We start from the raw sequence: 25,041 nt of genomic DNA on the forward strand, positions 1-25,041 counted from the left end.
GAAGGACAGAGGATGCACCGCATGACCTCATCACCGCTGATCCCAGGCCCGGAAGGGCCCGCACGCGGGTGGCGCCGTCCGCTGGCGGCGATCACCTGCGCGGCCGCCGTGGCGGGCGGACTGCTCATACCCCTGCAGTCCGCCGCCGCCCGGCCGGCCGGACCCGTACCGTCCGCCACCGCTGACCGGGCCCGCACGAGCGACGTCACACTCCTCACCGGTGATGTCGTCCACTACACCGACGGGCCCGGCACCAACGACACCATCACCGTCGACCGGGCCGAGGGCGCCACGGGAGCCCTCCAGATCCAGCAGTTCGGCGACGACTACTACGCCGTGCCCGACGAGGCCGCGCCCCTGATCACGACGGGCGCGCTGGACCGGCGCCTGTTCGACGTGACCGCGCTGATCCGCATGGGGTACGACGACGCGCACACGGACGGCCTCCCGGTGATCGCCACCTACGGCGCGGGGACCCGCTCGGCACCGGCCGCGCCCCCCGGCAGCTCCCTCACGCACCGGCTGGACAGCATCCACGGCGCAGCCCTGACCGTGCGCGAATCCGGGCGCAGGGCCTTCTGGAACACCGTGGCGGGGCCGTCGGGCAAGGCCCGTACGCTCAGCGCCGGAGTGGGCAGGCTGTGGCTCGACGGCCAGGTCAAAGCCTCCCTCAAGGACTCGGTGCCGCAGATCAACGCCCCTGAGGCGTGGGCCGAGGGCTACGACGGCAAGGGCGTCAAGGTCGCCGTCCTCGACACCGGCATCGACCCCACGCACCCGGACGTCAAGGACCGGATCGCCGGCTCGAAGAGCTTCGTGCCCGGTGAGGCCGTGCTCGACGAACACGGCCACGGCACGCACGTCGCCTCCACCGTCGCGGGAAGCGGCGCCGCCTCGGACGGCGCGTACAAGGGAGTCGCGCCCGCGGCCGACCTGCTCATCGGCAAGGTGCTGGCCAACAACGGCACGGGCCAGGACTCCGCCATCATCGAAGCGATGGAGTGGGCCAGGGACCAGGGCGCCGCGGTCGTCTCCATGAGCCTGGGCGGGTCGGACCCCGACGACGGCAGCAACCCGATGTCGCTCGCGGTGGACGCGCTGTCGGCCGACGGCGGGCCGCTCTACGTGATCGCCGCGGGCAACACCTACGACCCGGGGTCCATCTCCAGCCCCGGCTCCGCAGAGAAGGCGCTGACCGTCGCAGCGGTCGACAAGTCCGACGCACGGGCCGACTTCTCCAGCCAGGGCCCGCTGACGCGCACCTACGGCCTCAAGCCGGACATCTCCGCGCCCGGCGTCGACATCACGGCAGCCGCCTCACAGGCGGTCCCCGGCACCACCGGCATGTACCGCACCATGTCCGGCACCTCGATGGCCACCCCGCACGTCGCGGGCGCCGCCGCGATCCTCAAGCAGCGCCACCCGGACTGGACCGGACAGCAGCTCAAGGACGCGCTGATGAGCTCGTCCAGGGAACTGCACGACTACACGCCGCACGAGATGGGCACGGGCCGGGTGGACGTCGCCGCCGCCGTCGACACGACCGTCACCGCCACGGGTTCGGTCCCCGCCGCCACGTACGACTGGCCGCACAGCGCCGGTGACCCGGTCGCCGAGCGCACCATCACCTACCGCAACGACGGCAAGGCGGCGGTCACCCTCGACCTGGCCCCCGACACCTCGGACGCCGCGTACACGCTCTCCACCCGCACGCTCACCGTCCCGGCGGGCGGCACCGCACAGGCCGTCCTCTCCCTCGACCCGTCCGAGGCCGAGGCGGGCACCGAGTTCTCCGGCCAGGTGATCGCCACGGACCACGCCACCGCAACGGCCGTCGCCCACACCGGCTTCGCCCTCACCAAGGAGCGCGAGCTCTACGACCTCACCCTCGACCTGCGCGGCCAGGACGGGAAGCCCGTGACCGGCAACGTCCTCGTGGCGCCGCTCGGCTCCCATTCGCCCGACACGTACACGGTGACCGGCAGCCGGACCCTGCGCCTCCCGCCGGGCAACTACGTCATCTGGTCGCTGCTCGACATCCCCGGTGACCGGTCCGACGCCAAGGCCTGGGCCTACCTCATCGACCCGGAGACCAGGCTGAACGCCGACACCACGGTGCGGCTGGACGCCTCGAAGGCCCGCAAGGTGAGCGTCAGGACGCCGAAGGCCGCCGAACTGCGGGAGATGCGGTTCGAGATGGCACGTACCACCGCCGGCGGCGAGGTCATGCGCGACGCCATCACGATGCCCATCGCCACGGACCAGCTGTGGGTGAGCCCCACCAGCAAGGTGACCGAGGGCGGCGTCGAGATCTCCACCCGCTGGAACCTCCAGGAGCCCCGCTTCACCTACCGGGCCGGAAGCGGCTCATCACCCGCACTGCCCCAGGCCGGCAGCGCGGCGCCCACCGGCACGCTCGACCTGCACACGGCATACGCCCACACCGGCACCGCCGCCGACTACGCGAAGCTGAACGCCGCCGGCAGGACCGTCATCGTGGACCGCAGCGACGCGGTGCCCCCGGCGGACCGGCTCGCCAACGCGCTTGCCGCCGGCGCCAAGGCGCTCGTCGTCATCAACGACGGCACCGGCAGGCTCTACGAACGGTACGCGTCGAACGGCGTCACCGGCATCCCCGTCGTCTCGGTACAGCGTGACCAGGGGCCCGAACTGCTCGCCGCCGACCGCCGGGGCAAGAAGCTCCACATGGACACCCGGGCCGCGCCTCGCTACCTGTACGACCTGGTCTCCCGGCACGCAGGTACGGTCCCGGACCGCTCCCTGGCCTACGAGCCCGACCCGCGCCGCGATCTGGCCGAGCTCCGCAACCGCTTCCACTCGGACCGCGCGACCTCCGGCTACGGGTACCGCTTCGACATCCCCGCCTACGGTGCGGGCGTCGGCTTCGACATCGAGGAGACCTACCCGCTGGTCCGCACCGAATGGGTGGACCAGTTGGATGGGGGCGCGACCTGGTACGAGAGCCACACGATGAGCGATGCCCGCGGACTCCAGGTACTCAGCAGCGGCCGGCTCGACTACCTCGGCGGCAAGCACTACACCACCGACTGGTTCGCACCGGTGCAGCGGCCCGCCGTCGGTTCCTCCTACGCCGGCCCCACCCGCGACACGAACAACAACCTGACACTCCCCGTCACGCCGTACGCCGACGCCGGTGCCGTCGACCGCTCCGGAGTCATGGAGAGCGGTGACACCACCAAGTCCGCGCTCTACCGGGGCGACACCCTGGTCGCCCAGTCCGCGAGCCGGGTGGTGCGGGCCAGCCGCCTTCCCGCCGAGGCACTGCCGTACCGGCTCGTGATGGACTCCGCGCGCAGCGCGGCCGACTGGCACACCTCGGTGCGCAGCCACTCCGAGTGGGGCTTCACCTCCGGAGCGGTCACCGGCGACAACAGGGAGGACGTGAAGCTGCTCCAGCCCTATTACGGCGTCGGGACGGACCTCGCCGGAAACGCCAGGGGCGGGCACCGCGTCACCCTCACCCTGTCCGCAGCCACCCAGGAGTGGCTGGCCACCAGGACGTACGCCGACTCGGCGACGCTCTCGGTGTCCTACGACGACGGCGCCACCTGGCAGCCGACCACGCTCCGGCGAACGGAGCGCGGCACCTGGTCGACGCGGCTGAAGCTCCCGAAGAAGCCGGGCGGAGCGGTTTCCCTCAAGGCCACGGCCAAGGGCTCCGGCGGGCTCACCGTCGAGCAGGAGGTGATCCGGGCCTTCGGTATCGGCTGATCCGGATCCGTCGGCGGCCTGTGGACCACCCAACCGGGACGGTCCACAGGCCGCTTCGGCGCGCACCCCGCTTCATCGCCTCAGCGGCGCACCCAGCCCCGCTCGAAGGCGTGCCAGCCGAGCTGCATCCGCGTCGTCACCTCGGAGACCTCCATCAGCCGCTGCACCCGCCGCTGCACGGTGCGCAGTCCCAGGCCGAGCCGGACCGCCACCGCCCGGTCGGTCAGGCCGGTGAGCATCAGGGACAGCAGCAGCAGGTCCGTCTCGTCGGGGTCCTCGGTCTGCGGTTCGGCCTCCACCGTGCCGGAGGCCGAGAGCAGCAGCGGGCGGGCGGTGTCCCAGACCGAGGCGAAGAGCGAGAGAAGCGCCTCGACCATGCCCGGGGCGCGCACCACCACGGCAGCGGGCTCCGATCCGGCGGTCTCCACGTCCTTGCCCAGCAACGGCATCAGGGCCACCGAGCGGTCCGCCACCACCAGCTTGCACGGAAGCCGCTCGACGACGCGCACCAGTTGGGTGCGCCCCAGCGCGGCGGACAGCTCCGCGGTCGTCGACGGCCTTTCGAGCGCCGCCTGTTCCAGTACCACCTGGTAGCGGACGCCGCGCACGGTGGCGTGCTCCTCCGCCTGGTGCTCGTCCTCACGCACGACGCTCGGCTCGGCGGTGACCAGGGTATGGAGCTCACGCTGGGCCCCGTACTGCATCTGTTCGAACCGGTGCCGGATCGCCTCGCCGCCCGTCACCACCTCCAGCAGATCCGCCCGTCCCTGCCCCGCCGCGCCTCGGCGGTACTCCTCGGTGAGGGCGGCCACCGCAGCCTCCGCCTGCTCCAGTGCGTGGCGTCCCGCGGTGAGCGCGGGTCCGAAGGCCAGAGTGGGGGGAGTCACCGCGTAGCCGCCGTCCGCCCCGGTGCCCCGGGAGATCATCCCGCGGTTCTCCAGGGCGTCCAGCAGCTGCGCCGTCTCCCGCCGACCGAGGCCGAGTTGGCGGGCCACCTCAGGACCGGTCGTGCTGCCCAGGCGCACGAGAGCGCGGTACACGCGCTCCTCCTCCTGCGGCAGACCGATCGAATGAAGCATGGCCCCTCCCTCTCTCCCTCTCCCCGCGGATCGCTTCGGTCCGGCGAGCCAGTGTGCCGCAGAACCGATTCCGCATTACGAGCGGGCCCGTCCGCCAGGGGGTGTGGTTCCCGTGCCGGCGGCACGCGTCGGAGGCCCGGCCGGACAGCGTGTGCTGTCCGACCGGGCCTCCAGAGGCTGTCGTTACCGCTGAGGGGGCCGGCTCAGCCCTGCGACTTGCGGCTGCGGCGCATCAGCAGGCCGCCACCGAGGACCATCGCGGCGCTGGCGCCACCGGCGATGCCCAGGTTGCTGTTCGCACCGGTGTGCGCCATCTGCGGCGGCTTGTGGTGGTGCGTCGGCTTGTGGGGGTGCCAGGCGTGCGTCGGCGGGTTGTGCGTGGGCGGGTTGTGGGTCGGGGGGTTGTGGTGCGGGGGGTTGTGCGTGGGCGGGTTGTGGTGCGGGGGGTTGTGGTGCGGCGGGTTGTGCGTCGGCGGGTTGTGGTGGTGGCCGGGAGGGCAGTCGCCGTTGTGGTGGTGGTGATGGCCCGTCGTCGGGGGCTTCGGCGGCTGGTGGTGGGTCGGGGGCTTGTGGTGCGTCGGCGGCTTGTGGTGGGTCGGGGGCTTCGGGGTCTCGTGGCCGCCCTCCCCGTTCTCGCACTCGTTGCCGAACGCCGGGTTCAGCAGGCCGACCACGTCGACCGTGTTGCCGCAGGCGTTGACCGGGACGTCGACCGGGGCCTGGATCAGGTTGCCCGACAGCACGCCGGGGGAGTTGGCCGCGACGCCCTCGGCGCTCGCGCCCTGAGCGTCGTCGCCGCCCGATTCCCCGTCGCTGTTCTCGCACTCGTTGCCGAACGCCGGGTTCAGCAGGCCGATCACGTTGACCGTGTTGCCGCAGACGTTCACGGGAACGTGGACCGGCACCTGCACGGCGTTGCCCGAACCGACCCCGGGGGAACCGACGGCGGCTCCGTCCGCCGAGGCGTCCGCGAAGGCGTAGCCGCCGGAGGCGGTCAGGATGCCTGACGCCGCCGCCATGACGAGCACGCTTTTACTCAAGGCTTTTCGCATTGGTTGCCCTTCCTTAGGACATTTCGCGCGGGCGCACTGCCCGCGGTTCTTTCATCAGCCGGCGCAGCAACCGTCGGGCATGCCAGTACTGCTGGGTGAGCGTCCCGTCGGGCGGGCTTGACTCCACCCATAACGACGCGCACGTGTCAGGGAAACGTGAAATCGGTGAAAATCATGTGACCACCCGAACGGGCTACGTGTGAGTGTTCGTTTCCCGCACCCTCTCATTGAGGTGTGTCCGACGTCAGGAAGTCGAAATACGGTTGAGCCTTGAATCAAGAGGCGTGCGCACCGAATGCGTTGTGGATTTTCCGGCCTCTTTCGTACGGGTGTCCGTCCGTTCCCGGCATTCGGGTGAATGGACATAACCAAACGTCCGGAAGCGAGTTGGTCAGTGCGCTCCGGTACGGGGTATCCAGTACGAGAAGGGTTCATCGTGATCAAGAAGGTCCTGGCTACGGGTGCCGTTGCCGCCTCCATCCTCGGTCTCGGCGCCACGCAGGCGATGGCCATCGGCGACGACGGTGGCACCACGTCGGTCAACGGCAACGGCGCCTCGCAGTCGTTCGGCAACGCCGAGACCCACGGCGACGGCAGCCCCCAGTTCGGCCTGGTCCAGGGCTCGCTGAACAAGCCCTGCGTCGGCCTGCCGCTCAAGGCCAACGTCGGTTCGCTGGTCGGCCTGGTCCCGATCGCGGTCCAGGACGTCAACGTCCTGTCGTCGCCGCAGAACCAGCAGTGCACCGAGAACTCCACCCAGGCCAAGGGTGACGAGGCGCTGTCGCACATCCTGGACGGCATCCCGGTCCTCTCCGGCAACGGTGCCGGCAACAGCTGATCCGGCTGAGCACAGGCCCGGGTCGCCGGCTTTCCTCCTCCGGGCGACCCGGGCCTGCTGCTGCCCTCCAGGGGCTCGTCCGTGCGCGGCCCGCCGGCCGTGACGGTGACGTCGCGTGATCGGAAGCTGCGTCATTCGGGCGGACTTTGAGGAATCTGCGCCTCGAAGAGTTTCGCTTACCGTCTTAAATCGTTACGAATTACAGCGGCGGAGTTACGAGTGATCACAACCCGCGCTCGTGCGGCACGAAATTCGTCGCCGCTCCGGACTCCGTCGAAGAAAGGGTTGAAAGTGAAGTACACCAAGATTGCCGCCGTTGCCGCCGGAACCCTCATGGCGATCGGTGCGGCCACCCCGGCCTTCGCCGACTCGGGCGCCGAGGGTGCGGCCGTGGGCTCCCCGGGCGTTCTGTCGGGCAACCTCGTCCAGGTCCCGGTCCACGTGCCGGTCAACCTGTGCGGCAACTCCGTGAACGTCATCGGCCTGCTGAACCCGGCCTTCGGCAACACCTGCGTCAACGCCTGATCGCTGTACCGCACAGCCGGTCCCGGTACCGGTCTGCCCCGGATCGCATCTCCTGCGATCCGGGGCTTCCTCTTTCCTGCGTTCTCCGTCCCGGGAGTTCGCGGCCCTGCCCGGACGCGGTGAAAAGGCCTGAGCCGTTTCCACCGGCCCGGGGCGCGGTGCGCCGGCGGCTGGGGGCATACATCCGGGCGGGCGCGCGGGACGAAGTACCGACAGTGCACCACCGATTCGTGTCCGTTGTCCCGCGGTCACACCCGAATCAGTGATTAGTCATGCAATCGATCGAGTGGTCCGGCGGGCCGTCCCGAGAAAATCCGAAAGCTCCAGTTGCCCGGCCGCAATCGGGTCGTTAGCCATGAGGAAAGCGGCAGAAGTCACAGCTAAAGAGGGCTGGTGCGGCGCGGGGACGCGACCGAAAAAGCTGCCGCTGCAGAAGGGAACCTGAAAGTGAAGTACGCGAAGACCGCCGCGTTCGTTGCCGGCTCCGTGGTCGCTCTCGGAACGGCTGCTCCCGCCTTCGCCGTTACCACCGCGACGGCTCCGAACTTCAGCCTCGACGGCGGGATCAACCAGGTGGTCGCCGCGGCTCCGCAGGCCGTCGAGCCGATCGTCGACACCGTTGACGGTGCCACCAGCACGCTGCAGAAGGACGGCACCGTGACCAAGGTCGCCGGCCAGGCCACCGGTGCGGCCAAGGGCGCCGCCCCGCTCGTGGGCGGGCTCCCGCTCGGCGGCTGACCCGTCCCGGGGCGGCGGTTGCCGACCCGAAGCGTTCCACGCGCTCCGGTGCGGCGCCTCCCGTGAACGGACGGAGGGCGTAAGCACCGTTCGAGTGAAGTGCCACAACCATTCCCGCTGCCGCGAGTTGATCAAAGCGCTCAGGTCAGCGGGCAACAGAAGAACCCAGAAGGGCTAGTCAATGATCAAGAAGATTATGGCCTCGGCGGCCGTCGCCGCCTCCATCGTCGGCGTCTCCGCCGCGGTGGCCCCCTCGGCCATGGCGATCGGCAACGACCAGGGCACCACCTCGGTCAACGGCAACGGTGCCATGCAGTCGTACGGCAACTCCGCCACCCACGGCGACTGGAGCCCGCAGTTCGCGCTCATCCAGGGCTCGCTCAACAAGCCCTGCATCGCGCTGCCCGCCAAGGTCAACGCCGGTTCGCTGCTCGGCGTCGTGCCGATCTCGGTCCAGGACCTCAACGTCCTGTCGTCGCCGCAGAACCAGCAGTGCACCGAGAACTCCACCCAGGCCAAGGGTGACGAGGCGCTGTCGCACATCCTGGACGACATCCCGATCCTGTCCGGCAACGGTGCCGCCAACGACTAGTCCCAACCCGTCGTACCCATGGGGCCGACCCGTCCGCCCGGACGCGTCGGCCCCATGTCGTTTCCCCGGGGGCGCGGCCCCTGCGGCTGCGCCGAAGGGGCGGGCCCACTGGGCCGGTTGCCGTAGTGGCACCGGGCGCTTTCCCTCGTACCGGGTATGGCCACCTCATGGACCAGTTCGACAGCAGGAGCCCCCAGGACCGCCGCCGCCCCGCGGAAGGCGTCACACCGATCTACGACCGCCTCCTCGCCGAATGGCAGGCGACCCGGGGCGATCCGGAGCCCGTGGAGCCCGATCCGCCCCGTACCGCAGGCCTGGTGCCCGCGGCGCGAACCTCGGGCGAGGCCTTCCCGGGTTGACGAGAAGGTGTCGAACTTACGCGGGATCGAACCCATTTGAGTGGTATTGCGCAACTGTCTGGGCTGTACGCGGTTGATCAGTACGTCCCAGAACGGGGCGTTCCGAAAGGTGAAGTGTGATGAAGAAGATGATGGCCGGCGCGGCCGTAGCCGTGTCCATGGTCGGCCTGTCCGCCGCGATGGCACCTGCGGCCATGGCGATCGGTAACGACCAGGGCACGACGTCGGTCAACGGCAACGGTGCCCAGTCCTCCTACGGCAACAGCGTGACCCGGGGCGACGGCAGCCCGCAGGCCCAGCTCATCCAGGGCACCCTGAACGACCTCTGCCTCGGCGTGCCGGTCAAGGCCAACGTCGGTTCGCTGATCGGCCTCGTCCCGATCGCCGTCCAGGACGTCCAGGTCCTGTCCAACCCGCAGAACCAGCAGTGCGCCGACAACTCCGTCCAGGCCAAGGGCGACGAGCCCCTGTCGCACCTGGTGGACGACATCCCGGTCCTCTCCGGGAACGGTGTCGCCAACAACTGACGCCGGACACACGTGCCGCGGGCGGTCCGGGAAGTCCCGGGCCGCCCGTCGCGCGTCGGCGGGGCACCTGAGTACGCACGATGCCCACCGCCCCACGGGGGCGGTGGGCATCGTGCGTGGCCGGGGCGGTCAGCCCAGGCTGCGTACCGGCAGCACACAGTGGGCGGACGTCACGATGACCTCGGGGTCACCGGCGAAGGCCCGCAGCGAGTCCTCCGTCACCAGGTTGCCCGGCGCCCCCTGCGGCCACGGGCGGGTGGCGAACATCGCGTGCACCTCGCCCTGTTCACGCGCTGCGGCGAGCCACTCGGGCCGGGCCGGGTACTGGGCGGTGAAGTGGGGCAGCGTCAGGACGGCCTGACCCGCCTGGATGAGGAGCTTCACCGGGAGCCCGGGAGTCTCGTCGGCGCGCACGGGGCCGCCGCTGACCGGGAGGCCGCTGCGCTCCAGGGCGATGTGCATGGCGCTCTCGCCTGCGGCCGGGCCGTCCGATCCGTCGCCGAGGGAGTACACGAGCAGGAAGGCGACCTCCCGTCCGTTGTGGGGGTGTTCGCCGCTCCAGCCGATCAGGGTGAGGGTGCCCAACTGGGCCTGGGTGAAGGTGCCGGTTGCTGTCTGGGGGGAGGTCATGTCCGGCACCCTAACCGGCTGTGACCGGTCGATCCTCACGCGTATCACCCGATCGAGGGATAGTTGCCGGTATCCGTACCCCGTACCCCGGACCCGCGGTCTGCGGAGCGTCCGGCGCCGGGTGCCGGGACGACGCGCCGTGTTAAATCGGTTGACGCCACCCGCCCGCTCCGGGCTATCGTTTGCGGTGTTGGGACGGCGGGCGAGACCGCTGGTCCAGGACCGTGCGTGAACCAGGAGGTGAGGACATTGATGACTGTCATTGCGGTGGGCACTGCCCACGAGACGAAGTCCATCTGTCCCACCCCCGTGGCCGCCGGCTGACCTTCCTCCACTTCTGCGCCGCCGTGCGCAGTGCCGGGGCCACCCTGTGAAGGGTCTCCCTTGTCTCTCCCGTCTTCATCCTCTTTCCCCTCCCTTTCGCTCTCCGCTCCGCAGGATTCCTCGCCGTCGCACCCGCTGGCCGCGTACGGCTGGGACGACGACTGGGCGGCCGAGTTCGCCCCGTACGCCGAACAGGGGCTGCTGCCCGGCCGCGTGGTGCGGGTGGACCGGGGCCAGTGCGACATCGTCACCACCCTCGGCACCGTCCGCGCCGACACCGCGTTCGTCGTGCCCCGGGACCCGATGCGGATCGTCTGCACGGGCGACTGGGCCGCCGTCGACCCCGAGGGCGACCCGCAGTTCGTCCGTACGCTGCTGCCGCGGCGCACGGCGTTCGTCCGCTCCACCTCGTCCAAGCGCTCCGAGGGCCAGGTACTCGCCACCAACGTCGACCACATCGCCATCTGCGTCTCACTGGCGGTGGAACTCGACCTCGGCCGGGTCGAACGGTTCCTCGCCCTCGCCCTGTCCAGCGGTGGCGGTGACGCCCTGCTGCGTGACGGGACATCGGCCGGCGACGGGACAGCCGAGACGGTCGTCGTCCTGACCAAGGCCGATCTGGTCCCGGACGCCGCCACGCTGTCCTACTTCGTCCAGGACGTCGAGCGGCTCGCGCCGGGGGTTCAGGTGCTGCCCGTCAGCTCCGCCACCGGCGAGGGCATCGACGTGTTCGCCGCGATCGTCGCGGGTGGTACGAGTGTGCTGCTCGGGGCCTCCGGCGCCGGCAAGTCCACCCTCGCCAACACCCTGCTCGGGTACGACGAGATGGCGGTGCAGGCCACCCGTGACATGGACGGCAAGGGCCGGCACACCACCACGACCCGCAACCTCCTGGTGCTGCCCTCCGGCGGTGTGCTGATCGACACCCCGGGACTGCGCGGAGTCGGTCTGTGGGACGCGGAGACGGGCGTCGGCCAGGTCTTCTCCGAGATCGAGGAGCTGGCCCGGCAGTGCCGGTTCCAGGACTGCTCCCACGAGGCCGAACCGGGCTGCGCGGTACGGGCGGCGCTGGCGGACGGGTCGCTGCCCGAGCGGCGCATGGACAGCTACCGCAAGCTGCTGCGCGAGAACCAGCGCATCGTCGCCAAGACCGATGCCAGGGTCCGCTCCGAGATCCGGCGCGACTGGAAGCGCAAGGGCGCCGAGGGCCGGGCCGCCATGGACGCCAAGCGCGGCCGGATCCGGTAGCCGGGACACGCCTGGTCGACGTCCGAAAACCGCGAGTGCGGTGGTGCGCGGTGCCGCACACTGGACGGTGTGATGGACGAAGAGACCAGGTACGAGGCGGTGAGCAGCCGCGACGCGCGTTTCGACGGGGAGTTCTTCTTCGCCGTCGAGACGACCGGCATCTACTGCCGGCCGAGCTGCCCCGCCGTCACCCCCAAGCGGAAGAACGTCCGCTTCTACCCGACCGCGGCCGCCGCGCAGGGCAACGGCTTCCGGGCGTGCAGGCGCTGCCGCCCGGACGCCGTTCCCGGCTCCGCGGACTGGAACGTGCGGGCCGATGTGGTCGGCCGTGCCATGCGGATGATCGGCGACGGTGTGGTGGACCGGGAGGGCGTCCCCGGGCTCGCCGGCCGCCTCGGCTACAGCTCGCGGCAGGTGCAGCGGCAGCTCAACGCGGAGCTGGGCGCCGGTCCCGTTGCACTGGCGCGCGCCCAGCGCGCGCACACGGCCCGGGTGCTGCTGCAGACCACGTCCCTGCCCGTCACCGAGATTGTCTTCGCGGCCGGTTTCGCGAGCGTCCGCCAATTCAATGACACGATCCGGCAGATCTACGCCCGCACCCCGAGTGAACTGCGTGCCGAGGCGGGCACCGGGCTGGGCGCGGCGGTCAAGGAGGCGCGCACCACCGGAATCCCGCTCCGGCTCGCGCACCGGGGGCCGTACGCCGCCCGCGAGGTCTTCGACCAGCTCGCCGCCGAGACGGTCGACCGGATCGAGGAGGTCAGCGGCGGGCCCGGCGGCCGCACCTACCGCCGCACCCTGCGCCTCCCGTACGGCACCGGCATCGCCGCCGTGGACGAGCGGTCCGCCGGGAGCTGGCTGGAGGCCCGGATCCACCTCACCGACCTGCGCGACCTGACCACGGCGGTGCAGCGGCTGCGCAGGCTCTTCGACCTGGACGCCGATCCGTACGCGGTCGACGAGCTGCTCGCCACCGATCCGCTGCTCGCCCCGCACGTCGCCGCCCGTCCCGGGCTGCGCTCGCCGGGCGCCGCGGATCCCGAGGAGTTCGCCGTGCGGGCCCTGGCCGGTCCGTCGGCCGCGGGGGAGCTGGTCGAGACGTACGGGAAGCGGCTGGACGTGCCCTGCGGCGGGCTCACCCATGTGTTCCCCGAACCGGGCGCGCTGGCCGCCACGGCGCCCGACGAGCGGGTGCGCGCGCTGGCGGCGGCGCTCGACGACGGTGGCGTACGGCTCGACGCGGGCGCCGACCGGGACGAGGCGGAACAGGCGCTGCTGCGGCTGCCCGGCATCGAACCGGCGACGGCGGCCCTGATCCGGATGCGCGCGCTGGGCGACCCGGACGTCGACCCGTACGGGACACCCGGTGCCGACCGCTGGCGGCCGTGGCGCTCATACGGCGTACGCCACGCGCGGTCTGCGGCCCGGGTGCCCCGCTGAGGCTCAGGCCGGCAGGCCCCAGCTGGGTGCGGGTTCGTTCGCGGCGACCGGGCGGACGGTCAGGTCCGGGCGGTCGCCCGCCGCGGTGATCAGCGCCGATTCGCCCTTGCGGAGCGGGATGCGGACCGATCCGCCGGGCAGCTGCTCGTGGCCGAGGCGGCGCCCGCGTCCGTCGCGGACCTCGACCGGGCCCTCGATGCCGTGCCGCACCACGCAGGGCGCGCCCGCCTCGCTGGTGAGGCGCACCCAGCGGGTGCGGCCATTCTCCCGTACCGCGCTGAGCAGGAAGGCGCCCTGCGTGCGGAAGTCGTGCACGGTCAGCTCCTGCCAGGCCGCGGGCAGGGCGGGGAAGACCCTGATGGTGTCGCCCCAGGACTGGCAGACCATGTCGTGCAGCGACTGGGCGGCCGACAGCGGGGTCTCGATGACCGGGCCGGACTCCTTGTACATGGTGTTGGCCTGGATGAAGCGGCTCATCAGCTGGCCCAGGTACTTCAGCGCGTCCTCGCCCTTGCCGAGCAGCGCCGACATGGAGGCCGCTCCGGTGAAGGTGTAGCCCTGCAGTGCGCCCTCGAAGCCGACCCAGTGTGCGAGCGACTTCTCGATCAGGGCGCGCTCGGCGTCGGTGGAGCCGTTGATCTCGTACAGCGGGTAGACCGCGAGCATGTGCGAGTAGTGCCGGTGGGACATGGCGAACGGCACCCCGGCGCCGATCATGAAGCCGTTCTCGTCCACCGGGTACGGGGTGAGCCTGGCCAGGACCTCTTCCCAGCGGGCGGTCAGCGGGTCGCGGACGCCCAGTTCCCGGGCCGAGTCGAGCAGGGTGCGGCAGCCCCAGCGCAGCAGCATCAGGTCGTAGTTGCAGTCGGGGGCGTTGACGCCGTACTCGGGGGAGAAGGTGGCCGGCAGGTGCAGCTTGCCGTCCGCGCCCGGGGCGAGGAAGTGCAGGTAGTAGTTGACCGCCTTGCGCAGCAGCGGGAACAGGGTGTCCCGCAGGACCGACCGGTCCATGGTGTGCCGGTAGGAGAGCCAGACGTTGTGCAGGGCCCAGGTCAGGTTGCCGACCTCGGGGGTGGGCGGGTCCTGGCCGGGGATGCCGACCCCGTATCCGCCGTCGGCCACGGCCGCGCCGTTGACCAGCTGCGGGTCGGTGGTGCGGGGGATGCCCGCCGAGTCCGCCCGGTAGGGGGTGGCGACCTCGCGGGAGAGCTGGTCGCGGAACTCGCTCAGGGCCCGGGTGACGGCGTCGAGCTCCAGGTGGTTGGAGCCGTGGATCAGCCAGTACTCCAGCTGGACGTTGAGGTTCCACCAGGTGTTGGGCCAGGGCGTGGGTTCCAGCCAGGGGCCCGAGGTGGCCATCACGGGGGCGTCCTTGCGGGCGGCCGAGGCCGCTTTGTAGAGCTGGATCCAGTAGAACCGCTGGAGCCGGGCGTCGGGCAGCGACAGGAAGCTCTTGCGGTAGTAGCGGTCCCACCAGAGCCGGTGCGGGGCGGCCAGCAGGGTGTACGGGAGGGCCGAGGCGAGGGTGACGGTGCGCAGCGCGCGGTCGCGAGCGGTGTTCTTCGGGTGGGAGTGCGCGACGGTCGCGTACAGGGTGCGGGCCGTGCCCCGGGACCGCTCGCACCAGGCGGTGACGTGCTGCCCGCCGCCCAGCAGCGACTGGACGGCCGCCGAGGTGGCGCCGTGCTCCTCGACGACGGCCGGGGGGTTGCCCGTGTAGCCGTCGGGCAGCGGCTTGAACGCGGCCCGGGGGCTGATCGCCTCGGCCGGGTGGAAGACCCAGCGGAAGTCCTTCTCGCCCGCGCTCGGGGTCACCTCGACGGCCAGGACGTCACCGGTGGACTGGACGAAGGCGCGGAGCGCGAGGGTGCCCGCCGAGGTGGTGACGGTGCCCTGGAGTTCGGCCGTGCGCAGCCGCATCCGCCAGTCGACGCCCGTGATGGTGCCGGCCGGTTCCAGGGTGAAGTGGCCGATCGGGAGCCGGGCGAGGCCGAACAGCGAGCCGTACTCGGGGCGGTGGTCCTGGACCTCGGAGTGCTGGACGTTGAACCGGATCGCCGCGGTCTCGGCGCCGGGCTCCGCGTAGATGCCGGAGCCGAGTCGTCCGTTGCCCAGGTAGGGGCCCTCGTACCAGGTCTTCGGCAGCTTCTGCCAGTGCAGATCGGCGTCGTCCAGGACGGTGTTCCAGCTGTCGGCGGGGGAGTGCACCGCGACCGGGGCGGCGCCTTGCGCGGCAGGGGTGGCGGCCTGGGCGGGAACGGCCGCGCCGCCCACCACGAGGGCGCCGCCGAGCGCGGTCCCGGTGGCGAGAACGGTTCTGCGGGAGGGCGCGGGCGACGGGGAATCGGTTCGGCGGGATGCGGCGGGGTCCGGTGCTGTGGGCAAGGAATCTCCTGGCGACTCGTACGCAGGCGGGCGCGACAATTCATCCGAGCTATGTCTTCACGGAAGGTAGACTTGAGCTATCGGAGCGTCAATAGGGTGCGAGAGATCCGATGTGTTTCTATCCATGTGACTGGGCACCGAATACGTGATGCCGAAGACGTCACGCCGACCGGGCCACGTCAGTGCAGGAGCAGGACGCCGAGCCACGCCCCGGTCACCAGCAGGCAGGCGAACAGCTCGACCAGCACGGAGTAGCCGGTGGCCCGCATCACCGAGCGGACCGAGGCCCAGCCCGCCCCCCGGCTGCCCAGCCGCAGCCGCTCGGCCCCGAAGATCACGCCCACGTACCCGAGGACCGCGCCCACCACCGGCACGACGAAGAAGCCGGCGATCGCACCGATCCCGCCCAGCAGCAGCGTCCTGCGCGGCGCACCCGACTCACGCGGGCGGCGGGGTGGCAGGAGCGGCTTCAGCGCCTGGTTGAGCAGCAGGAGCGCCGTGGCGCCGATCAGTACGCCCCAGGCCGCCGGGGTGTTGTCCGCCAGCGCCCACCACAGCACGGCGGCCCAGACGATCGCCTGGCCGGGCACACCGGGCAGCAGCACGCCGATCAGGCCGAGCAGGATGACCAGGCCGACGGCGACGAGCTGCCACACACTCATCTGACCAGCCTGCCGGAGTCCGGCCGCTCCCGCCCGTCGTCGGCCCCGGAGCGGGTCCCGTCGGTGCAGCTCAGCGGGCGTACCGCCCGGCTCGCGGGGGCGGCGCGGTCGTCAGGCGCGCGGTTCCCGGGAGACCCAGCCCCGCTCGTAGGCGTGCCAGCCCAGCTGCAGCCGGGTCGACACCCCGGTCAGCTCCATCAGCCCCTTCACCCGGCGCTGCACGGTCCGCAGCCCCAGATCCAGCTGTTTCGCGACACTGGCGTCGGTCAGCCCGGCCAGCAGCAGCGACAGGACCTCCAGATCCGTCGGATCGGGCCCGGTCGTGTCCTCCCGCACCAGACCGCCCTCACCGAGCCGCAGTGGCATCGCCTCGCGCCACACCGCCTCGAACAGCCCCATCAGCGACTCCAGCAGCCCGGAGGCGTGCACGACCAGGGCCGCGGGCTCCGCGCCGCGACCGGTCAGCGGCACCATCGCCAGACCGCCGTCGGCGACCACCAGCTTGGTCGGCACCCGGTCCACCACCCGGCACTGCTCGTCCCGGCTCAGCGCCGCCGACAGCTCCAGGATGCCCGACGGCAGCGCCAGCACCTCGCGCTCGACCACCACCCGGAACGTCACGCCCCGGGTGGCGGCCTGTTCCTCGGACTCGTTGTCGAGACCGCTGACCGCGATCGGCTTCCCGGTCACCAGGGCGCACACCTCGCTCGTCGCACCCAGCTGGAGCTGGTGGAACCGGTGCGCCACCGCGCTCGCACCGGTGACCACCTCCACCAGGTCGTGGACGGCGGGTTCGGCGGCGTCCGTCCGGTACTCCTCGGCCAGCAGCACCGCCGCCAGCTCCGCCTGCTCCAGCTCATGGCGCTGCTGCGTCAGCAGCGCACCCAGCGCGACCCCCGGCGGCGCCGCCACCCAGCGCCCCGTACGGGCCGACGACTGGGCGGCCAGACCGTGCTGCTCCAGCCGGCGCAGCGCCCGTTCGGTCTCCGGCTCCGGGAGGGCCAGCCGGTGCGCGAGATCAGGCACCTCCGCGGCCCCCAGTGCCACGAGCGCCCGGTAGGCCGACTCCTGTATCTCGTCGAGCCCTATGGCTCCCAGCATCCCCGGACCCCTCCCCGGACGCAGTAATTCCGTGTCATGGCGTGTTACGCGGCCGACCGGCCGTGGCGGATAACGGCCACGGCGTAAACCCGCCTCGGCACATCATCGCCGTACCGCCCGTCCCTCTGCCAATGTGGCGCCACCGCAGCACCAACAACCTCCGGAACATGTTGCTTTGTGCTGCCTGCTCCGGATTGACCTGGGGAGAGCGATGCGTCCGATATCGCGTACGGCACTGGGAGCGGCCACCGCCGCCGTCCTGGCCGTCACGGTGATCGCGCCGTCCGTGGCAGCGCCACACGACGGCACGGCCACGAAGAGACCGCTGACCGGCAGCGCGGCGGCGGCCGCCGCCGGGGGAGGCGAGCCGGTCACCGTCACCCTGGTCACCGGCGACAAGGTGCTGGTGAGCAAGGACAGTTCGGGGAACGCCACGGCCACCGCCCTGGCCCGTGAGGACGGCACCCTGCCCCTCGTACAGACCCGGCGCTCCGGCAAGGACCTCTACGTCTACCCGGACACCGCCGCCAAGGCGCTCGCCGCCGGCACGGTGGACGAGGAGCTCTTCAACGTCACCGGACTGATCAGGCAGGGCTACGACGACGCGCACGCGGACTCCGTCCCGCTCATCGCCACCTACGGCAAGGACACCGCCCGCAGCGCGCCCGCCACTCCGCGCGGCGCGAAGCGCGGCATCGCCCTCCCGGTCATCGACGGGGTGGCGCTCAAGGCGGACAAGACGAAGGCGGCCGGGTTCTGGGCCGACGTCAACGGCCCCCGCGCCCGCTCCGCCACCGGGCTGAAGAAGCTCTGGCTGGACCGCAAGGCGGAGGCCAGCCTGGACCGTTCCACCAAGCAGATCCGCGCCGACCTCGCCTGGGCCGCCGGCTACGACGGCAAGGGCACCAAGGTCGCCGTCCTGGACACCGGCGCCGACGCCGGACACCCGGACCTCAAGGGCCGGATCACCGAGTCGAAGAACTTCACCGACTCCGACACCACCGACGACCGCCAGGGCCACGGCACCCACACGCTCTCCACGGTGGGCGGCACCGGCGCGGCCAGCGGCGGGAAGAAGAAGGGCGTCGCCCCCGGCGCCGACCTGCTCGTCGGCAAGGTGCTCAACGACAGCGGCTCCGGCGACTCCTCCTGGATCATCGCGGGCATGCAGTGGGCCGTCGACCAGAAGGCCGACGTCGTCTCCATGAGCCTGGGCAGCCCCACCCCGACCGACTGCACCGACCCGATGAGCATGGCGGCCGAGGAGTTCGGCAAGAGCGAGGGCACCCTGTTCGTCGTCGCGGCGGGCAACTCGGGACCGACGCTCAACACGGTCTCCTCACCCGGCTGCGCGCCCAGCGTGCTGACCGTCGGCGCCGTCGACCGGGACGACTCCACGGCCCCGTTCTCCAGCCGGGGACCGGCGATCGTCTCGCACACCCTCAAGCCCGAGATCACCGCCCCCGGCGTCGACATCTCCGCCGCCGCGGCGGGCGGCCGGGGCATCTACGCCTACCGGTCGATGTCCGGCACCTCGATGGCCACCCCGCATGTCGCCGGTGCCGCCGCCATCGTCGGACAACGCCACCCCGACTGGACCGCACAGCAGGTCAAGGCGGCACTCGTGTCGTCCGCGAACAGTGACATCCCCGGCGACGTACGCGAGACCGGCGGCGGCCGGCTCGACGTCAAGGCGGCCATCGACACCACCGTGACCGGCGCCCCCGCCGTCCAGGGCGGCACCTTCAACTGGCCGCAGGACAAGAGTGACCGCACCACCGTGCAGATCCCGTACACCAACACCGGCACCCGGCCGGTGAAGCTGTCGCTCGAAGTGCGGGGCGTCACCGGCAACGACGGCTCCGCCGTTCGCTCCGCCGTCGCCGCACTCGGCGCGAAGAGCGTCACGGTGCCCGCCGGCGGGACCGTCCGGGTCCCGCTGAAGCTCGACCCCGCCGCGCGCCTCCAGGACAGCCAGTACGGCGATGTCACCGGCCGCGTCCTGGCCACCGCCCCCGGCGGCGTGAAGGTCTCCACCCCGTTCTCGCTGTACGTCGGCGCCGAGACCGTCACCCTGCGCGTCAAGCTCATCGACCGCACCGGCCAACCCGCCGCCGGCTCCTCCTCGCTCGACCTCATCGGCACCGACGACGCCAGCGGTGAGCGCCGCTTCAACGACGGCTCGGCCGACCAGGTGTACCGGGTGCGCCCCGGCTCCTACTTCGTCTCCAGCTTCATCACCTCGCCCAACCCGAAGGACGCCACGGGGCAGTTGGTGGGATCGGTCGGCTATCTCGCCCGCCCCGAGCTGAAGGTCACCAAGGACACCACCCTGGTGCTCGACGCCCGCAAGGCGCACCGGCTCCGGATCAGGACCGAGGACCGGACGAGCGAGACCCGCTCCACGACCCTCGCCTTCGGCCGCACCTGGGACGGCACCTGGCTGCACTCGGGCTCGCTGACCGGCACCGGCATCATCGAGGACTACCTCGTCGACATCCAGGGCCGGGCCCACGACGGCGACTTCGAGTTCGACAGCTTCTGGCGGGCCTACGCCCCGCAGGTCAGGAAGCTCTCGGTCGTCGGCGGCGCGGAGCTGCACCCCCGCAGCGCCGGCGCCGGCTCCACCGGTCTCGACGGCACCGGACAGGCCGCGCTCACCGACGCGGGCACCGGCACCCCCGAGGAGCTTGCGGCCGCCGGGGTCAAGGGCCGGATCGCCCTGGTCGAGGTCCCCGACGGCTCCCCGTCCGTGTACAGCCTGGCCCGGGACGCCAAGGCGGCCGGAGCCACCGCGGTCATCGCGCACCGCCCCTCGGCCGGCCCCTGGCAGCCCTCGTTCGGCTACGGGTCCGGTCCCGTCCCGGTCCTCGGCGTCGAGGCGTCCGAGGCCGCCGCGCTGACCGCCGCCCTGGCGGACGGCCCGGTGACGCTGCGCTGGCAGGCCACCGCCAACAGCCCGTTCGTCTACAACCTCGGTTTCCCCGAGACCGGTCCGGTCACCTCGGACCGCACCTACACCGTCCGCGACCGCAAGCTGGCCCGGTCCACCTCCACCTATGAGTCGATGGGCGTGGCGGCGGACTACGTCGACACCCTCGCCGTCTCCCGCCCCTACGGTGCCTCGTTCACCACCGGCGGGTTCGACACGGTCGCCGTCCCCGGCACCCGCACCGAGTACTACTCCGCCGACGGCATGACCTGGCAGCGCTACCTCTCCTCCAGCTTCCCCTGGGGCGAGACCATGACCGATACGGCACGGAGCTACCGGGCCGGCTCGGAGCGCGCTGAGCACTGGTACGGAGGACTGCTCGTCCCGGTCGCCCCGCGCGACGCGGCCGGCGAACCGCAACTGGCCGGTGAGCGCCAGGACAACCTGATCGGTGTCGCCCCCGCGTTCGTCGGGGACAGTGAACACACCGGAATCCAGGGCTCGTTCGGTGACCTCGGCAATATGCGGCTCACCAGCGGCGGCGAGGAGATCGGCAGCAGCCCCAACCCGTTCGGCGTCTTCACGGTCCCGGCGCAGGACGCGCCGTACGAACTCTCCATGAGCACCACGAAGATCGGCAGCCCGGCGGCGGTCTGGAAGCGCTCCACCTTCACCGAGACCACCTGGAAGTTCCGTTCGCACCGGGACGCGAGCGTCTACTCCCAGGGAATTCCGCTGCTCTTCCCGGGCTACGATCTGCCCTCGGACGGCATGAAGACCCTTGCGGCGAAGGACGGTCAGAAGATCGGCCTGAGCGTCACGGGCCACGCCGGCTACACGCCCGGCAAGCTGACAGCCGCCAAGGTCTCGTACTCGTACGACGGCGGCGAGACCTGGACCGGGGCCACCACCGCCCAGCGGGGCGGACGTTGGACCGCGACCGTGAACCACGCGGACGCGGCCGGCAAGCCGGTCACGCTGCGGACCGAACTGACGGACGCCAAGGGCAACTCCGTCGTGCAGACCGTGACCGACGCCTACGCCGTGCGCTGACGCCGGATCACCCGACCGGTCCGCCGGGCGTCCTACCCGTGGGGGGTGGGGACGCCCGGCGGACCCTTTTTGCCGGGAGGCCCCGGGGACATTTTCGGGATGACCCGTTTTGCCGGGCCTCCCGCGGTGGACAATATGGGCATGAGTCAGCAGGGGGAGAGGCCCGCCGCCCAAGAGGACGACTGGTGGCGCAGGCTGTACGACGAATCCGCCCCGGACGCCGGGGCGAGCCAGGCGGCCGACAGTCTCGACGACCGCTTCGACTCGGCGTCGGACGCGGTGGGGGCCGACGGTCCCGACGACCGCTTCGACTCGGCGTCCGGCGCTGTGGGGGCCGATGCGACGAGGGGCGTTGACGCCCTCGATGACCGGGAGGTGTACGGGGTTGCGGCCGCCGTGCCCGAGCCGCGTGTCGCACCGCCGGAGCCGGGCCCGGTGGCGCAGGCCGCGCCCGTTCCACCGCCTCCGCCTACGCTCCCGCCCCTGCCTCCGCCTCCGCCTCCGGAGGAGCCCCCGCGTGCTCCGTGGGAGCCGCCTTCCGGCACCTCCGGGCCCCGCACCTTCGCGACGCCGGTTCCGGAGCCGGAGCCCGTACCGGAACCGGAACCCGTACCGGAGCCGGAGCCCGTACCGGAACCGGAACCGGTTCCCGCACCCCCGCCGCCCGCCGCCGATCCCCGGGTCGCCCGGGGCCCGCTGCCCGGCCAGGACGGCCAGGACGGCCAGGACGTTGAGGATGCCCAGGCGCCGCCCGCCGCCGGTGCGATGCCGCCGCTGCCCAGGCGCCCGGCCGCCCGGCGGAACGAGGACGAGCCGCCGGCCTCGGACGCGCAGGGCCCGGCGCCTGCCGCCGCCCCCGCCACCGGGGCGCAGGCGCACGAGGAGCCGGAAGCGCCCCGGCCCGTCTCGTACGTGGGGGCCAGGCCGCCCACGTACGAAGCGGAACCCACCGCGCTGCCCGCCACCGACCCGCGCGAGATCCACGCGCTCGTCGCCGACACCGTGCTCGACGGCGCCAGCTACGGGACGTACACCCTGCGGGCCGCCTCCGTGCGCGGGGACTCCGCGCGGTTCCGCGGCGAGCCCCGGCGCGACGCGCTGGTCACGGCGCGCTTCGGCGCCGCCGAGAGCGCCCTCGTCCTGGTCGCCGTCGCGGGCGGCGCCCGCACCGCCGAGGGCGCGCATCCGGCCGCCGCCGATGCCTGCCGCTGGATCGGGGAAGCCGTCGGACGCAGCCACGCCCGGCTCTCCGAGGACATAAGGGCGGGCCGCCGCGGCGAACTGAAGTCCGGCCTGCACCGGCTGGCCGACCGCACCTACGGCAGGCTGCGCGCCCGCGCCGCCGAACTCGGCCTGGAACCGCACGAGTACACGGCGGGCCTGCGCTGCCTGCTGCTGTCCGCCGACCCCGGCTGCCGTACCCGGGTCTTCTTCGGCGTCGGCGGCGGCGGGCTCTTCCGGCTGCGCGACGGGGACTGGCAGGACCTCGAACCGGTGGTCCCGCACTCCGGCGAACTCACCGGCGAGGGGGTGGTCGGCTTCGGCTCGGCGTCCCCCGAGAGCGGGCCCGACGGCGAGCGGCTCACCATGGACCTGGGGATCGCCACCGGGCCGTCCCCGTACATCGAGAGCCCGGTCCCGCCGCCCGCCGAGCCGTTCCGGTTCCGGGCCTCGGTCGCCCGGCCGGGCGACACCCTGCTGCTGTGCAGCAACGGTCTGGCGGATCCGCTGCGCGACGAGCCGGCGCTCGCCGACGCGCTGGCCCAGCGCTGGGCACCCGGCCCCGCGCCCGGTCTCGCGGCCTTCCTCGCGGACACCCAGCTCAGGGTCAAGGGGTACGCCGACGACCGCACGGCCGTCGGCGTCTGGGAGGCGTAACCGCGCGGGCCATGGGTTGATGGACTCCGGAGAACCCGTCCGGCCGGGGTTTCGCGCCCCGGGCCGTCGGATCGCCGTCACCCGAACGTGCACGGAGCACAGGCAGAGGGAGCACGCACCCATGGCCAAGCAGAACGTGGCGGAGCAGTTCGTCGATGTCCTCGCCCGCGCGGGAGTCAAGCGCCTGTACGGGGTCGTCGGCGACAGCCTCAACCCGGTCGTCGACGCCATCCGCCGGCACTCGGACATGGACTGGATCCAGGTCAGACACGAGGAGACGGCCGCGTTCGCCGCCGGTGCGGAGGCGCAGATCACCGGCACTCTGGCGGCCTGCGCCGGCTCGTGCGGACCGGGAAACCTGCACCTCATCAACGGTCTCTACGACGCACACCGCTCCATGGCGCCGGTGCTCGCGCTCGCCTCGCACATCCCGTCGAGCGAGATCGGCCTCGGCTACTTCCAGGAGACGCATCCGGAGCTGCTCTTCCAGGAGTGCAGCCACTACAACGAGATGATCTCCAACCCCCGGCAGATGCCCCGGCTGCTCCAGACGGCCATCCAGCACGCCATCGGCCGGGGAGGCGTCAGCGTCGTCTCCATGCCCGGCGACATCGCCTCGCAGACCGCCCCGGAGAAGACGATCGAACACGCGCTGGTGACCTCGCGGCCCAGCGTGCGGCCCGGCGACGCGGAGATCGAGAAGCTCTGCCGGATGGTCGACGAGGCCAAACGGGTGACGCTGTTCTGCGGCAGCGGCACGGCGGGCGCGCACGCCGAGGTGATGGAGTTCGCCGAACGGGTGAAGGCCCCCGTCGGGCACGCGCTGCGCGGCAAGGAGTGGATCCAGTACGACAACCCGTACGACGTCGGCATGAGCGGCCTGCTCGGCTACGGCGCCGCCTACGAGGCCACCAACGAGTGCGATCTGCTGATCCTGCTCGGCACGGACTTCCCGTACAACGCCTTCCTGCCCACCGATGTGAAGATCGTCCAGGTCGATGTGCGCCCCGAGCACCTGGGCCGCCGATCGAAGCTCGACCTGGCGGTCTGGGGCGACGTTCGCGAGACGCTGCGCTGTCTGACGCCCCGGGTGAAGGCGAAGTCCGACCGCAAGTTCCTCGACCGGATGCTGAAGAAGCACGCCGACGCGCTGGAGGGTGTGGTCAGCGCCTACACCCGCAAGGTCGAGAAGCACGTTCCGATCCATCCCGAGTACGTGGCCTCGGTCCTGGACGACATCGCGGACGACGATGCGGTGTTCACCGTCGACACCGGCATGTGCAACGTCTGGGCGGCCCGATATCTGACGCCGAACGGCAAGCGCCGGGTGATCGGTTCGTTCAGCCACGGTTCGATGGCCAACGCGCTGCCGCAGGCCATCGGGGCGCAGTTCACGGACCGGAACCGGCAGGTCGTCTCGATGTCCGGGGACGGCGGATTCACCATGCTGATGGGGGACTTCCTGACGCTGGTCCAGTACGACCTGCCGGTGAAGGTCGTACTGTTCAACAACTCCGCCCTGGGCATGGTCGAACTGGAGATGCTGGTGGCGGGGCTGCCGTCGTTCGGCACGACCAACAAGAACCCGGACTTCGCGGCCATCGCGCGGGCCTCGGGGGCGTACGGCGTACGCGTCGAGAAGCCCAAGCAGCTGGAAGGCGCCCTCAAGGACGCGTTCAAGCACAAGGGCCCGGCGCTCGTCGACATCGTCACCGACCCCAACGCGCTCTCCATCCCGCCGAAGATCAGCGCGGACATGGTGACCGGGTTCGCGCTCTCCGCGAGCAAGATCGTGCTGGACGGCGGGGTGGGCCGGATGCTCCAGATGGCCCGCTCCAACCTGCGCAACGTGCCCCGCCCCTGAAGCCGCCGGACCGGCTGCCGCCGCCGGACCGGAGCGGCCGGGCCCCGTGAGGCGCCGGCCG

The 25,041-nt window shown here is 71.8% G+C and carries 18 protein-coding genes; 12 read left to right on the forward strand and 6 right to left on the reverse strand.

What is annotated here, in order from left to right:
* Nucleotides 1–21 precede the first annotated feature (21 nt).
* Nucleotides 22–3,753 (forward strand): S8 family serine peptidase, encoded by a 3,732-nt coding sequence (locus tag EDD93_RS25640; protein ID WP_123527387.1) that lies wholly within the window; start codon nucleotides 22–24, stop codon nucleotides 3,751–3,753.
* Nucleotides 3,754–3,833: 80 nt separating this feature from the next.
* On the opposite strand, the gene EDD93_RS25645 is transcribed toward EDD93_RS25640, so the two are convergent.
* Nucleotides 3,834–4,832 carry a TrmB family transcriptional regulator gene (locus EDD93_RS25645; protein ID WP_123527388.1) on the reverse strand — a complete coding sequence of 333 codons (999 nt, stop codon included), beginning with the start codon at nucleotides 4,830–4,832 and terminating at the stop codon, nucleotides 3,834–3,836.
* A gap of 203 nt (nucleotides 4,833–5,035) precedes the next feature.
* Nucleotides 5,036–5,884: a chaplin gene (locus tag EDD93_RS40710; protein ID WP_311318327.1), complete on the reverse strand. Its 849-nt coding sequence runs from the start codon at nucleotides 5,882–5,884 to the stop codon at nucleotides 5,036–5,038.
* Between the two features lie 436 nt (nucleotides 5,885–6,320).
* Between EDD93_RS40710 and EDD93_RS25655 the strand changes: the two genes are divergently transcribed.
* The 6 genes from EDD93_RS25655 (at nucleotide 6,321) to EDD93_RS25680 (ending at nucleotide 9,463) form a co-directional block, all read left to right on the forward strand.
* Nucleotides 6,321–6,722: a rodlin gene (locus tag EDD93_RS25655; protein WP_123527390.1), complete on the forward strand. Its 402-nt coding sequence runs from the start codon at nucleotides 6,321–6,323 to the stop codon at nucleotides 6,720–6,722.
* Between the two features lie 291 nt (nucleotides 6,723–7,013).
* Nucleotides 7,014–7,247 (forward strand): chaplin, encoded by a 234-nt coding sequence (locus EDD93_RS25660; protein WP_123527391.1) that lies wholly within the window; start codon nucleotides 7,014–7,016, stop codon nucleotides 7,245–7,247.
* Between the two features lie 447 nt (nucleotides 7,248–7,694).
* Nucleotides 7,695–7,985 (forward strand): hypothetical protein, encoded by a 291-nt coding sequence (locus EDD93_RS25665; protein ID WP_123527392.1) that lies wholly within the window; start codon nucleotides 7,695–7,697, stop codon nucleotides 7,983–7,985.
* Nucleotides 7,986–8,166: 181 nt separating this feature from the next.
* The gene (locus tag EDD93_RS25670) at nucleotides 8,167–8,577 is read left to right on the forward strand and encodes a rodlin (RefSeq protein WP_123527393.1); all 411 of its coding nucleotides are present in this window, start codon (nucleotides 8,167–8,169) and stop codon (nucleotides 8,575–8,577) included.
* A 167-nt stretch (nucleotides 8,578–8,744) separates the two neighbouring features.
* Complete coding sequence (locus EDD93_RS25675; protein WP_123527394.1) at nucleotides 8,745–8,936, forward strand: hypothetical protein; 192 nt, start codon at nucleotides 8,745–8,747, stop codon at nucleotides 8,934–8,936.
* Nucleotides 8,937–9,055: 119 nt separating this feature from the next.
* On the forward strand, nucleotides 9,056–9,463 hold the full coding sequence (locus tag EDD93_RS25680; RefSeq protein ID WP_123527395.1) for a rodlin: 408 nt from the start codon (nucleotides 9,056–9,058) through the stop codon (nucleotides 9,461–9,463).
* Nucleotides 9,464–9,592: 129 nt separating this feature from the next.
* On the opposite strand, the gene EDD93_RS25685 is transcribed toward EDD93_RS25680, so the two are convergent.
* The gene (locus EDD93_RS25685) at nucleotides 9,593–10,093 is read right to left on the reverse strand and encodes a DUF5949 family protein (RefSeq protein ID WP_123527396.1); all 501 of its coding nucleotides are present in this window, start codon (nucleotides 10,091–10,093) and stop codon (nucleotides 9,593–9,595) included.
* 384 nt (nucleotides 10,094–10,477) lie between these two features.
* Here EDD93_RS25685 and rsgA point away from each other — a divergent pair, with 384 nt between their 5' ends.
* On the forward strand, nucleotides 10,478–11,665 hold the full coding sequence (rsgA, locus tag EDD93_RS25690; RefSeq protein ID WP_123527397.1) for a ribosome small subunit-dependent GTPase A: 1,188 nt from the start codon (nucleotides 10,478–10,480) through the stop codon (nucleotides 11,663–11,665).
* 72 nt (nucleotides 11,666–11,737) lie between these two features.
* Nucleotides 11,738–13,105 carry a DNA-3-methyladenine glycosylase 2 family protein gene (locus EDD93_RS25695; RefSeq protein ID WP_123527398.1) on the forward strand — a complete coding sequence of 456 codons (1,368 nt, stop codon included), beginning with the start codon at nucleotides 11,738–11,740 and terminating at the stop codon, nucleotides 13,103–13,105.
* A 3-nt stretch (nucleotides 13,106–13,108) separates the two neighbouring features.
* Here the strand turns inward: EDD93_RS25695 and EDD93_RS25700 are convergent, their stop codons facing one another.
* The 3 genes from EDD93_RS25700 to EDD93_RS25710 all read right to left on the reverse strand — a co-directional run bounded on the left by EDD93_RS25700 (nucleotide 13,109) and on the right by EDD93_RS25710 (nucleotide 17,253).
* A complete protein-coding gene (locus EDD93_RS25700; protein ID WP_123527399.1) occupies nucleotides 13,109–15,490 on the reverse strand; it encodes a glycosyl hydrolase family 95 catalytic domain-containing protein in 2,382 nt (793 codons plus the stop codon).
* Nucleotides 15,491–15,669: 179 nt separating this feature from the next.
* Nucleotides 15,670–16,152, reverse strand: a complete 483-nt coding sequence (locus EDD93_RS25705; protein ID WP_185092439.1) for a DUF456 domain-containing protein — start codon at nucleotides 16,150–16,152, stop codon at nucleotides 15,670–15,672.
* 111 nt (nucleotides 16,153–16,263) lie between these two features.
* Complete coding sequence (locus EDD93_RS25710; protein WP_123527400.1) at nucleotides 16,264–17,253, reverse strand: LuxR family transcriptional regulator; 990 nt, start codon at nucleotides 17,251–17,253, stop codon at nucleotides 16,264–16,266.
* A 211-nt stretch (nucleotides 17,254–17,464) separates the two neighbouring features.
* Here EDD93_RS25710 and EDD93_RS25715 point away from each other — a divergent pair, with 211 nt between their 5' ends.
* The 3 genes from EDD93_RS25715 (at nucleotide 17,465) to EDD93_RS25725 (ending at nucleotide 24,980) form a co-directional block, all read left to right on the forward strand.
* Entirely contained in the window at nucleotides 17,465–21,238 is a 3,774-nt protein-coding gene (locus tag EDD93_RS25715; RefSeq protein WP_123527401.1) for a S8 family serine peptidase, read from the forward strand.
* A 141-nt stretch (nucleotides 21,239–21,379) separates the two neighbouring features.
* Nucleotides 21,380–23,116, forward strand: a complete 1,737-nt coding sequence (locus EDD93_RS25720; protein ID WP_123527402.1) for a protein phosphatase 2C domain-containing protein — start codon at nucleotides 21,380–21,382, stop codon at nucleotides 23,114–23,116.
* A 121-nt stretch (nucleotides 23,117–23,237) separates the two neighbouring features.
* Nucleotides 23,238–24,980, forward strand: a complete 1,743-nt coding sequence (locus EDD93_RS25725) for a pyruvate dehydrogenase (protein WP_123527403.1) — start codon at nucleotides 23,238–23,240, stop codon at nucleotides 24,978–24,980.
* Nucleotides 24,981–25,041: the final 61 nt, after the last annotated feature.

Source organism: Streptomyces sp. 840.1, assembly GCF_003751445.1.
GTDB lineage: Bacteria > Actinomycetota > Actinomycetes > Streptomycetales > Streptomycetaceae > Streptomyces.

Coding starts and splice junctions, on each gene's coding strand:
- EDD93_RS25645 (WP_123527388.1), bottom strand. CDS start 4,832: ATGCTTCATTCGATCGGTCTGCCGCAGGAGGAGGAGCGCGTGTACCGC.
- EDD93_RS25680 (WP_123527395.1), top strand. CDS start 9,056: ATGAAGAAGATGATGGCCGGCGCGGCCGTAGCCGTGTCCATGGTCGGC.
- EDD93_RS25710 (WP_123527400.1), bottom strand. CDS start 17,253: ATGCTGGGAGCCATAGGGCTCGACGAGATACAGGAGTCGGCCTACCGG.
- EDD93_RS25675 (WP_123527394.1), top strand. CDS start 8,745: ATGGACCAGTTCGACAGCAGGAGCCCCCAGGACCGCCGCCGCCCCGCG.
- EDD93_RS25695 (WP_123527398.1), top strand. CDS start 11,738: ATGGACGAAGAGACCAGGTACGAGGCGGTGAGCAGCCGCGACGCGCGT.
- EDD93_RS25725 (WP_123527403.1), top strand. CDS start 23,238: ATGGCCAAGCAGAACGTGGCGGAGCAGTTCGTCGATGTCCTCGCCCGC.
- EDD93_RS25705 (WP_185092439.1), bottom strand. CDS start 16,152: ATGAGTGTGTGGCAGCTCGTCGCCGTCGGCCTGGTCATCCTGCTCGGC.
- EDD93_RS25670 (WP_123527393.1), top strand. CDS start 8,167: ATGATCAAGAAGATTATGGCCTCGGCGGCCGTCGCCGCCTCCATCGTC.
- EDD93_RS25640 (WP_123527387.1), top strand. CDS start 22: ATGACCTCATCACCGCTGATCCCAGGCCCGGAAGGGCCCGCACGCGGG.
- EDD93_RS25715 (WP_123527401.1), top strand. CDS start 17,465: ATGCGTCCGATATCGCGTACGGCACTGGGAGCGGCCACCGCCGCCGTC.
- EDD93_RS25685 (WP_123527396.1), bottom strand. CDS start 10,093: ATGACCTCCCCCCAGACAGCAACCGGCACCTTCACCCAGGCCCAGTTG.
- EDD93_RS40710 (WP_311318327.1), bottom strand. CDS start 5,884: ATGCGAAAAGCCTTGAGTAAAAGCGTGCTCGTCATGGCGGCGGCGTCA.
- EDD93_RS25720 (WP_123527402.1), top strand. CDS start 21,380: ATGAGTCAGCAGGGGGAGAGGCCCGCCGCCCAAGAGGACGACTGGTGG.